We start from the raw sequence: 10,898 nt of genomic DNA, 5'->3' as shown, positions 1-10,898 counted from the left end.
ACGTTTCTCTATCTTTGCAGCAATATGAGTGATAACAGGTACAACCAGCGTGGCGTTTCGGCTTCGAAAGAAGATGTGCATCAAGCCATCAAAAACATAGATAAGGGTATTTTCCCACAAGCATTTTGTAAAATCATCCCTGATATATTGGGTAATGACGATACTTTCTGTAATATTATGCACGCTGATGGTGCAGGTACTAAATCCTCTTTAGCTTACGTATACTGGAAAGAAACCGGTGATATTTCTGTATGGAAAGGCATTGCACAAGATGCGATCATTATGAATCTTGATGATTTAATTTGTGTTGGCGCTACAGATCATATTTTACTATCATCAACAATTGGCAGAAATAAAAACCTGATTACAGGAGAAGTTATCGCTGCTATTATCAATGGAACAGAAGAAATTCTTGCCGAACTCAGAGAAATGGGTATTTCCATTTATTCTACAGGCGGTGAAACTGCCGACGTAGGTGACCTGGTACGTACCATCATTGTAGATTCAACTGTCACCTGCCGCATTAAGCGTGATGAAGTGATCAGTAATCACAACATTCAAAATGGAGATGTTATTGTTGGACTATCTTCTTCAGGTCAGGCAACCTATGAAACAGAATATAATGGGGGTATGGGTTCTAATGGCTTAACCTCTGCCCGTCATGATGTTTTTGATAAATCAGTAGCAGACAGCTACCCTGAAAGCTTTGATCCAGCTGTACCTTACGATCTTGTTTTCTCAGGTGGTAAAAAACTGACCGATAAAATCCGTATTGATGAAAACACAGAGATCACTATTGGAAAACTGGTACTCTCTCCTACCCGTACCTATGCACCTGTTATCAAAAAAGTATTAGAAAAACACAGAAACCAAATCCACGGATTAGTACATTGCAGTGGTGGCGCACAAACTAAAGTGCTTCACTTTATCAATGATAATATACATGTAATTAAAGATAACTTATTTCCCGTTCCGCCACTTTTTGAATTGATTCAGGAACAATCAGGAACGGCCTGGAAAGAGATGTACAAAGTATTTAATATGGGTCACCGTATGGAAATATATGTACCTCAGGAAATCGCTGATGATATTATAGCAATTTCTAAAAGCTTTAACATCGATGCACAAATCATCGGTCGTGTAGAAGAATCTACGCATAAACAAGTAACCATTACCAGTGAAAAAGGACAATTCAACTACGAGTAACCTTTATACGATATAGCTAAAAAGAGTTTGTTTTAAACAAGCTCTTTTTTTATGCCCTTTTTTAAAGTAACATAAAATCCCATAACCATAAGGAGAACATCAGATTTGCTGTATTCTTCAAAGAAGACGGGGAGAAATTGAATTTTTTCTTAAACGCGGCAGAAAAATGATTGCCACAGCTATACCCTACTACAGCTGCAATCTGTTTCAAACTATAGCCAGGTTTATTAAGCAATAATGCCTTCGCCTTTTGCATTTTAAGCTCAGAAGCATAACTATTAATCGTCTGCCCCATGATCTCTTTAAAGCCTGCCTGAAGTTTAGTACGGTTCATCCCTGCCCTTTCAGCTAAGCCTGCGATAGAAATATTCTTAGAGAGATTCTGGCTGATTACTTTGGAAACCATTTCAAAACTGGCGATATCCTTTTTACTCCATTTATGCACAGGATCGGCAGCCTCTTCCTGCGATTCAATAACCATCACAATAATCTCGCAGATCTTAAGCTTCGTATAAAAATTAGCATACTTACCCAAACTGCGGCCGGTAAGCTCATTCAATACTTTCTGAATATCATATCCAATTTTATACAACTGATGACCAGAAAGCTCAACAGGTAAAGTAGCAGCAAAATTATTATCAAAAGTAGTATCCGGAAGAAACAATAAAGTTCCTGAGTCTATTGATTTTACACTTGCTTTATGCACAGAAACATGTGCTCGTTTACTGATACTGATTGACTCAATCAATATATCTTCCCCTTGTTTAATATAAACTTCTACCATTCCGACTGCTGATTTCGTACACTTTGCTGCAAAACTCGTAGTTCGAATACGTTATTTTTGCCTATTGTTAATAACAAGTCTAAATAAACACAAAAGAAATAACACATGCAAATTTTTATCAGGCAACTTTATTCTTTTTTATAACATACAACAAATAATGATTACCGGAACTAAGCAAACCCCTCAAAAAAAGAAAAAAACGGATTCACTCTTTACAAGGATCAATAAATGGCTGCACCTTTGGCTGGGCCTTGCTTCCGGAGTTATCGTTTTAATAGTTTGTATTACTGCCTGTATATGGGTATTCAATGAAGAGATTACTGCGCTGCTTGAGCCAGAGACTAAAGTAGAAAAACAAGATAAGGCCGTTCTCACTCCTACTCAGCTGACCACCATTGCAAAAGGTTTGTACCCGAAGCTGACCGCTTCTTATGCTACCTATCAGCAAGGGCGTGTCATCACACTCGCTCTGAAAGACCCAAAATCCAAAGAACGCAGAAGTGGTGGAGTGACCTTAAAGATTAATCCCTACACAGGAAGGGTAGTTAGTTCAGTAGAACGTAAAAAAGGGGAAGCTGATTTTTTCAGGTTTATACTGAACGGCCACCGCTTTCTATGGATGCCCTATAAAATCGGAAGACCTATCGTAAACTATGGTACAATGGTATTTGTAGTACTGTTGATTACAGGAATGATCTGGTGGTATCCTAAAAAATGGAACAAATCTACCCGCGATAAAAGCTTTAAGATTAAATGGGGGGCTTCTTTTAAAAGAGTAAACCTTGATCTTCATAATGTGCTTGGATTTTACTCCCTGCTGTTCCTGCTGGCTATAGCACTTACAGGTATGGTTTATGGTATTCAATGGTATAGCGAAGGTTTATACTGGGTTACTACGGGAGAAAAACTAACCGAATTCAAAAGGCTGGAGTCTGATTCCTTACAGGCAAACAAATTTTACACCCCGGAAAAAGCGATGGATTTAGCATGGCAGAAAGTCGCCGCTAAACATCCGAAGTCAATTGGATTCTATTACAGTTTCCCTGATACTTCTGAGGCAAAATCTGCTATAAATATTACAGTATACCCTAGTGCAGGTCAGTTTTACAACAACGTAGGCTATACCTTTGACCAGCACACTTTAAAAGAGCTGAAATCTGATGATATCTATTCCTCATCTTATGCAGATGCCGGAATGGGTGGCAAGATCCGTAAAATGAATTACGATATTCATGTAGGCAGTATTCTTGGCTTTCCTGGTAAAGTACTGGCCTTCCTGGCCTCCTTAATTGGTGCCTCCCTTCCAATCACAGGTTTTCTGATCTGGTATGGTCGCAAATTCAAGAAAAAGGGGACTAAAAATACGAAGCCTGCGCAATCAGCTTCAGTCAAAGAAATCAAACCTCTTAAAATATCAAAACCAGAATTACAGGAGACAATTTAAAACCCTATTAATTATATAAAGATGAAAAAACTAGCCTTTTTAACCCTGAGCATTTTATTCTGCTTAATCACCAGCAAAGTTTCTGCACATGCACTTTGGATAGAAACCGGTAATACCGGAAAAATCGGTCAGTCGCAAACCGTAAAAGTCTATTATGGTGAATATGTGTCTAACGAAAGAGAAAATGTATCTAAATGGTACTCTGATGTCAAAGACTTCACTTTATGGCTTGTAGGCCCCGATCAGCAAAGAACTCAGCTGAAGCTTACGGCAGATAGCAATTCATTTACAAGCAGCTTTACACCTGATAAAAATGGCGCATACAATTTAGAAGTCAGCCATGAAGCCAAAGAACTTGGCGGTACCACTAAGTATCACTTTCTGGCGAGTACCAATGTTAACGTTGGAAAAATCAGTACCCCTGCGGCAAACACTAACGTATTGAATTTAAAACTGGATAACAATGCGCCAGTAAAAGTGAACCAAACTATTAAATTAACTGCATCTTTAAACAAAGAGGCTGCAAAAGCTAAAACAGTTACGATATTCTCTCCTTCAGGATGGGCTAAAGAAACCAAAACAGATGAAAATGGTAATGTTCAGTTTACGCCGATCTGGCCAGGAAGATATGTGATCGAAGTAGCCGAATTCCAAAAGGTAAAAGGTGAGCATCAGGGTAAAGCTTATGAAGCGATCTGGCAAGGTGCTACTTACAGCTTTGAAGTAAAATAAGAAGATATATACTTAATAGAAGTGGCTGTATCGTTAACGATACAGCCACTTCTATTTACACGCTTTCTATTTCTTCAATGGATAGCGCAGTAAATCCGGCAATTTCATGTTTCTCTTCTTCCTTTCCTTCTTCCCAAATTTAGATAGTTCCAAAAAATTAAATCCCAGTCTATTGTATTTAATAAAAAACTAAACCCCACAAAAAAAGGCCTTCTCACTAATTATTGTGAGAAGGCCTTTTTATAAAATTAGTAATGCTTAATCCGCATGCAGCACATCCGCATGTTCTTCTGGTTTATAATTCGCCTCTAACTCGGCTAATTTCTTTTTACCATAAGCCAGCTTAGTGATCAGTACAAACAGTACAGGAACAATAAACAAAGCAAGAATCGTTGCCGAAAGCATACCCGCAGCTACCGTCCATCCAATAGTCATACGAGATACCGCACCAGCACCCGAAGAGATAATCAAAGGAATAACCCCTAAAATAAATGCTAATGAAGTCATGATAATCGGACGTAACCTTAACTTAACCGCTTCAATAGTCGCAGCAATTAACTCCATACCCCAATCCACACGTTCCTTTGCAAACTCGACGATCAGAATCGCATTCTTAGCAGATAAACCAATCAGCGTGATCAGACCAACCTGTGCATAAATATTATTATCCAGTTTTGGTAAGAATATCAAGGCAAGGATCGCTCCGAATAGTCCCAGTGGAACCGCTAATAAAATAGAGAAAGGAACTGACCAGCTCTCATATAATGCAGCCAATAATAAGAATACAAACACCACAATCAAACCGAAAATAAGTGTCGTACTGTTACCAGCCTCAGTTTCCTCCAAACTTAAACCAGAGAAGTTATAAGTATAACCCTGTGGTAAAGTCTGTGCAGCAACCTCTCTTAAGGCTTGTAACGCATCACCAGAACTTCTTCCAGGTCTTGCAGCTCCCCCAATCTCAATCGACCTGAACATATTATAGTGATTAATAATAGACGCATTTTCAGTCATCTTGTAAGAAACAAAAGCACTTAGAGGTACAGGTGTTCCAACACTATTATTTACATAAATCTGATTTAAGTTTTCAATGCTGCTACGGAAATTCGTATCCGCCTGAGAAACTACCCGGAAACTACGTCCGTATTTCGTGAAGTCATTGATATAACTACTACCCAGATAAGCAGAAATCGTACTATATACCGCTCCGATAGAAACGCCCATCCTTTTCACCTTATCACGATCAACATGAAGCTGATAATTCGGCGTTCTCGCATTAAACAGCGTATAAGCAAATCCAATTTCCGGACGCTGGTTCGCAGCAGCCAGGAACTTACCTACAACCCCCTCAAACTTCTTGATATCACCAGCTTGTTTTTCCTGAATCTGCATCGAGAAACCTCCACTGATACCCAAACCAGGAATTGGTGGCGGTGTCACTGCAAGCACACTTCCGTCCTTATCACCAGCAAATGTTTTAGAAACTTCGCCTAAAACTGTAGCTACGTCCTTTTTACGATCATCCCAGTTTTTCAACTGTACAAAGAAAGTACCCGCATTCGATTTGAATGACCTGTTCAGAATATTAATACCACTTACAGAAGTGATATTCTTAACCTCAGGAATGTTTGTTTGTATAGAATCAGTAATCCTTTTGATAAACGCATTGGTACGAACCGCTGATGCACCTTCTGGCAAGGTCACCCCCATAATAAAAATACCAGCATCCTCATTCGGAATAAATCCTGAAGGTTTTTTAATAAATAAACCAACTGTACCTACATAAATACAAGCCAGGATAATCATCACTAAAGGTGCTTTTTTCAAAGCCCATTTAACCCCATTCGAATACCTGTTGGTTACTCTTGCAAACCACCCGTTAAATTTAAAGAAGAACTTGTTCAATCCTCTTGAATCTTTTGTCAGGTTCATTGGCGTTAACAACAACGAACACAACGCCGGAGTTAATGATAAAGCGATAAAAGCTGAAATCAATACCGATACAGCAATCGTAATCGCAAACTGCTGATATAACTGACCAACCATACCCGGGATAAACCCTACCGGTATAAATACCGCCGCAAGAATCAATGCAATCGCAATTACCGGAGCTGTGATATCCTTCATCGCTTTACGGGTAGCATCAGGAGCAGAAAGTCCTTCATGGTCCATATAATGCTGCACCGCTTCCACCACCACAATCGCATCATCCACCACAATACCGATGGCGAGGACGAATCCAAACATCGTTAATACGTTGATCGAGAATCCTAATAATGTAAAGAAGATGAAAGTACCAATAATAGAAACCGGGATTGCCAATACAGGAATCAAGGTCGCTCTCCAACTCTGTAAGAAGAAGAATACCACAATTGTTACTAAGATAAGCGCTTCAACCAGCGTGTGAATTACCTCACTGATTGATACTTTAATAATAGAAACCGTTTCATAACTGATCTTGAAATCTAAATCCTTAGGGAAAGATTTCTTTAACTCGGCCATTGTCTGATCAATACCATCAGCAGTTTGAACCGCATTTCCACCCGGAGTCTGGTTAACAGCCATTAAAGAGGCTACTTTACCATTTACCTTTGCAGTTGTAGAATAAGCAAACTCACCTAACTCTACACGCGCTACATCTTTCAGATAAACAGGAGAGCCATCCTGACCAGTTTTAACTACGATATTTCTAAACTGCTCTTCAGAGTTTAAATCACCATCCATGACCACTGAAAATTCAAAAGTCTGTGAATTCTGCTGAGGCGGTCCACCTACACTACCCCCCGGAGCACGTGTATTCTGTTCTGCAATCGCAGCAGAAACCTGTGCTGGCGTTAAACCTAATCTCGCTAATTTACCTGCATCCAACCAAACCCGCATACTAAACGGCTGACTGAACACTTGCACATCACCCACACCTTTGATACGCAATAACGCATCCTTTACATATAAGTTGACATAATTTGAAATGAATTTCTGGTCATACGTTCCATTTGGAGAATACAGACCAATAACCATTAAAATATCATTGTTTGCTTTTTTAGTCGTAATACCTAAACGCTGAACCGCTTCAGGTAAACCCGGCTGTGCGATACCTACCCTGTTCTGCACATCAAGTGCAGCAATGTCGATATTCGTACCTACATCAAAAGTTACAGTAATCGCCGAACGACCATCTGATGTACTATTTGAAGAAAGATACTTCATGCCCGGCGTACCGTTAATCTGACTCTCTATTTGTGTAGTTACCGTTTGTTCTACCGTTTGCGCATCAGCTCCTGTATACGTACCAGTAACGGTAACCGTAGGCGGGGCAATACTCGGATACTGACTGATCGGCAATGTGGTGATCACAATCGCTCCTATCAGTACAATTAATATGGAAATGACGATCGCCGTGACCGGTCGTTTTATAAATACTTCTGATATCATATTCTTGAAATTCTTATAATAACTATTTCTTTGGTGCAGCCGCTGCCGGTTGCTGTCCGTTTGCTTCTGCTGCTGTTCCTGCGTGTACTACTGCACCCGGTCTTACGTTCTGAACACCATCCACTACAATAACTTCACCTTTTTTCAGACCGCTTTTCACTACGATATTCTGATCTACCTGTGTACCAACTTTAATTACTCTTGGCGCTGCTTTACTGCTGTCACCAACCACATAAACGTTGAACTCACCTAATTGCTCTGTAACAGCTTTATAAGGAATCACTAATTGATTACCAGCAGCTTTATTCAATACCTGCAAATTCACGTTCATACCAGAAATAAGTCTGCCACCTTCGTTAGGATAGCTGATTCTTACTTTGATGGTACCTGTCTGAGGGTCAACTGCACGGTCAATCGCAATAATTCTGCCCTGACGTTTGTAAATACTGTTATCCTGAAGCTGAATGCTGAAAAGAGAATCCTTAACCGCAGCTGTGTTTTTCTCCAACTGGATAAAACGAGGGATCTCTCCCTGATTTACAGGAATATCAACTGCAATCGGATCATTTGTAGAAACCGTATTTAATAGTGTAGTACCCGGAGAAGCTAAAGCGCCCAGTTTTACCTGTGAAATACCAATCGTTCCATTTAATGGGGAAACAATAATTGAACGTTGTAAATCATTCGCAGCCGAAGCAAGGTTTGCCTTAGCAGCAGCAATTTGTGATTCAGCATTCGCTAAGTCAGTCAATGCATAATCCACACGTTGTTTAGCAATTGCTTCCTGCTGTGCTAATTTAGTATAACGGTCAGCATCTTTCTTCGCTTTATCACGGTTTGCTTTCGCCACCGCTACATTCGCCTGAGCTGAGTTATAAGCCGCCTGATATTTAGTACGGTCAATTTCATATAGTTTTTGTCCTTTAGTTACACGCTGACCATCTTTTACATAGATCGCTGTAATATAACCACCAACCTGCGCACGAAGTTCAACCTCGTTCAGGGCCACAACTACACCAGGATAAGTATCCACAGTAGTTACAGGTTGTTCATCGACCGTATAAGTTGTTACCGGAGTAGCCGGAGGAGGTCCTTGCTGCGGTGCAGGTTTGCCACCGCAAGATGCTAATGTTACTGAACCAAGGATTAAGATGCCTAATTTTATGTATTTAATGTCCATGTCTTTTATTGGTTTACGGTGATTATCCCTAATGCTTGTTTTACGTCTAATTTTGACGAAAGGAGGTTATATAATGAATTCAGATAATTAATTTGTGCAGTACGAAGGTCAGTTTCTGATGTTGTCAGATCCAGGTAGGTTTTAATCCCTTCATCATACTGAAGCTTGATCGTGTTGTAAACCTGTTTTGAAATTTCAACATTCGCTTTATTCGTATTTAAATCGTTCAGATTTGCTTTATATGTAGCGATTGCCTGCTCATACTGCGTATTGATCTTGTTTTTCGTATTCACTAAATCAAGATCAATCTTACGCTCTTGTAACTGCGATTTTCTGATTTCCTGCGTCCGTTTTCCTCCAAGGAAGATTGGCACCGATAATTTCAATCCAACAACCGAACTTGGGAAATTCTGATCATATAAATTGCTCAGCGAGTTATTCTGGTAATTCCATCCGTAATTGATAAAACCAGAAAGTGTAGGAGAATAGGCCCATTTATTATAACTTGTTGTAATCTTTTGCAAGCTTCTCTGTGTTTCCAGCAAACGGTATTCCACACGGTTTTGATAGTTTAACAATTGAGTAGTGTCTATCATGACATCATTCTCCATATCTCTTGAAGTAAAAGATAGACCGAAAGGCTTCTCAGCGCTGTACCCAATTAACTCTCTTAAGTAAGCATACTTATATTTCAATAACTCATCGGTCCTTTTTCTGTCAGCCTGAGAGTTGCTTAAACTAATCTGAGCTCTTTGAAAATCAGTTTTATCAACAAGACCAGCATCATACTGCGCCTTAGCATCCTTTAACTGTTTTTCCTGTCTGGCAATATTCTCTGCAATGATATTCAATTGCTCTTTGCTGGTCAGTACATCATAAAACGCTTTACTAACATCAACAATAGTACTGATCTTTGTATTTTCTGTACTTTGCTTATACTGTTGTCTGTAAAACTTAGCAGATTTCGAGGCCTGGATCAATCCGGCATTTAAAAACTGCTGATCAGCCTGCAATACAAAAGATGAAGTGTTCTTACCACCAAAAGTTAGTAAAGAAGACTGTCCGTTTGTAGTCAATATCTGAGACTGCTGCTTAAAATTATGGTTTGCTGTTCCAGTACCATTAATTTGAGGCAACCAACCAGATAACGCTGATTTGATATCCCGCTCTCCAATCTCTTCGTCAATCAGTGCTTGTTGTACCCCAGGCTTATTGCTTAAAGCGTAATCAATACATTCCTGCAAGGTTGCATTGCTCAGCGTCGGCTGCTCTCTAACTGTCGTCTGGGCGAATCCCAGTCCTGGCAGAAGAGCTGGTATGCAGACGAGCATCATTAAAATTAATTTGTGAGGTTTCATATATATATTAAGGGTATTTGTTTTACTATTCATGTTATTGCCTTTTAACTCCATCCCATATGATGCTGACTACTTCGAGAATATCTTCCTGAGAAAACACAATTTGCTCAGATAACTGGAAAGTTGCAGCGGCAACAAGCGTCCCTTTGATCGTCGGGGCAAGCAGCCTCGAGTCAATATTTCTGAAGTGAGCATTTTCTATGCCATATTGAAACAATGTAATCACCTTGTCTGCAAATAGTTGACTATCACACTCAGGAAAGTTCTTGGCAAAAGGAGAACTCATATACTGCTCGAGAAAAAAAAGAGAGTCCTCATTCTCTACATAGAAATTAAACTGATTGATCATCAAATTGAAAAACCGGTCTTTATAGGGCTTTTCAGGGTCATCACCAGCAGATATCGCTAATGCCAGCTTATCCTTCACATGAACATAAAGCTCTAAAATGAGGGTTTCTTTGGAATCGAAATAGTGATATATAGTGCCAGCAGCAACACCAGCATGTTTAGCAATTAAACTCATGGGGGCGCCATGGAAGCCATGCTCTTTGATCAGAGCGAGTGTACTGTTTAGGACAGCGACACGTTTTCCGGAAGTATCTTCTAATTGAACGTTCATTCGGTTGCAAATAAACACAAATTAAATATACCAATTTTATTGTTTAACCTAATATGACAGAAAAGTGATCCGGATCACTAAAAAGGCAGAAACGAAAAAACCCCATTCTGATTCATCAGAATGGGGTTTGATTAAAAGATTTA

At 39.6% G+C, this 10,898-nt stretch carries 8 protein-coding genes; 3 read left to right on the top strand and 5 right to left on the bottom strand.

Going from position 1 to position 10,898, the window contains the following annotated elements; translation table 11 throughout:
- The first annotated feature begins 24 nt into the window (after window positions 1–24).
- The gene (locus HDE70_RS15710) at window positions 25–1,206 is read left to right on the top strand and encodes an AIR synthase-related protein (protein ID WP_183891184.1); all 1,182 of its coding nucleotides are present in this window, start codon (window positions 25–27) and stop codon (window positions 1,204–1,206) included.
- 61 nt (window positions 1,207–1,267) lie between these two features.
- Here HDE70_RS15710 and HDE70_RS15705 read toward each other — a convergent pair whose 3' ends face one another.
- Window positions 1,268–1,990: an AraC family transcriptional regulator gene (locus HDE70_RS15705; protein WP_183891183.1), complete on the bottom strand. Its 723-nt coding sequence runs from the start codon at window positions 1,988–1,990 to the stop codon at window positions 1,268–1,270.
- 157 nt (window positions 1,991–2,147) lie between these two features.
- Here HDE70_RS15705 and HDE70_RS15700 point away from each other — a divergent pair, with 157 nt between their 5' ends.
- Together HDE70_RS15700 and HDE70_RS15695 are read left to right on the top strand one after the other, a co-directional pair.
- Window positions 2,148–3,434 carry a PepSY-associated TM helix domain-containing protein gene (locus tag HDE70_RS15700; RefSeq protein ID WP_183891182.1) on the top strand — a complete coding sequence of 429 codons (1,287 nt, stop codon included), beginning with the start codon at window positions 2,148–2,150 and terminating at the stop codon, window positions 3,432–3,434.
- 21 nt (window positions 3,435–3,455) lie between these two features.
- On the top strand, window positions 3,456–4,166 hold the full coding sequence (locus HDE70_RS15695; RefSeq protein ID WP_183891181.1) for a DUF4198 domain-containing protein: 711 nt from the start codon (window positions 3,456–3,458) through the stop codon (window positions 4,164–4,166).
- A gap of 258 nt (window positions 4,167–4,424) precedes the next feature.
- Here the strand turns inward: HDE70_RS15695 and HDE70_RS15690 are convergent, their stop codons facing one another.
- Genes HDE70_RS15690 through HDE70_RS15675 form a run of 4 tightly spaced genes read right to left on the bottom strand, consistent with a single transcriptional unit; the run spans window position 4,425 to window position 10,755 of the window.
- Window positions 4,425–7,598 (bottom strand): efflux RND transporter permease subunit, encoded by a 3,174-nt coding sequence (locus tag HDE70_RS15690; protein WP_183868069.1) that lies wholly within the window; start codon window positions 7,596–7,598, stop codon window positions 4,425–4,427.
- Between the two features lie 22 nt (window positions 7,599–7,620).
- Complete coding sequence (locus tag HDE70_RS15685) at window positions 7,621–8,778, bottom strand: efflux RND transporter periplasmic adaptor subunit (RefSeq protein WP_183868068.1); 1,158 nt, start codon at window positions 8,776–8,778, stop codon at window positions 7,621–7,623.
- Between the two features lie 5 nt (window positions 8,779–8,783).
- The gene (locus HDE70_RS15680) at window positions 8,784–10,136 is read right to left on the bottom strand and encodes a TolC family protein (protein ID WP_183868067.1); all 1,353 of its coding nucleotides are present in this window, start codon (window positions 10,134–10,136) and stop codon (window positions 8,784–8,786) included.
- 34 nt (window positions 10,137–10,170) lie between these two features.
- A complete protein-coding gene (locus tag HDE70_RS15675) occupies window positions 10,171–10,755 on the bottom strand; it encodes a TetR/AcrR family transcriptional regulator (RefSeq protein ID WP_183868066.1) in 585 nt (194 codons plus the stop codon).
- Window positions 10,756–10,898 lie beyond the last annotated feature (143 nt).

Source organism: Pedobacter cryoconitis (genome assembly GCF_014200595.1).
In the GTDB taxonomy this organism is placed as follows: Bacteria; Bacteroidota; Bacteroidia; order Sphingobacteriales; family Sphingobacteriaceae; genus Pedobacter; species Pedobacter cryoconitis_C.
The sequence above is the reverse complement of the archived record's forward strand: the minus strand, read 5'-3'. Positions and strand labels throughout refer to the sequence as shown.

Bases quoted from the DNA above. Each gene is read 5' to 3' on its own strand.
- HDE70_RS15710 (WP_183891184.1), top strand. From the start codon at position 25: ATGAGTGATAACAGGTACAACCAGCGTGGCGTTTCGGCTTCGAAAGAA.
- HDE70_RS15705 (WP_183891183.1), bottom strand. From the start codon at position 1,990: ATGGTAGAAGTTTATATTAAACAAGGGGAAGATATATTGATTGAGTCA.
- HDE70_RS15700 (WP_183891182.1), top strand. From the start codon at position 2,148: ATGATTACCGGAACTAAGCAAACCCCTCAAAAAAAGAAAAAAACGGAT.
- HDE70_RS15695 (WP_183891181.1), top strand. From the start codon at position 3,456: ATGAAAAAACTAGCCTTTTTAACCCTGAGCATTTTATTCTGCTTAATC.
- HDE70_RS15690 (WP_183868069.1), bottom strand. From the start codon at position 7,598: ATGATATCAGAAGTATTTATAAAACGACCGGTCACGGCGATCGTCATT.
- HDE70_RS15685 (WP_183868068.1), bottom strand. From the start codon at position 8,778: ATGGACATTAAATACATAAAATTAGGCATCTTAATCCTTGGTTCAGTA.
- HDE70_RS15680 (WP_183868067.1), bottom strand. From the start codon at position 10,136: ATGAAACCTCACAAATTAATTTTAATGATGCTCGTCTGCATACCAGCT.
- HDE70_RS15675 (WP_183868066.1), bottom strand. From the start codon at position 10,755: ATGAACGTTCAATTAGAAGATACTTCCGGAAAACGTGTCGCTGTCCTA.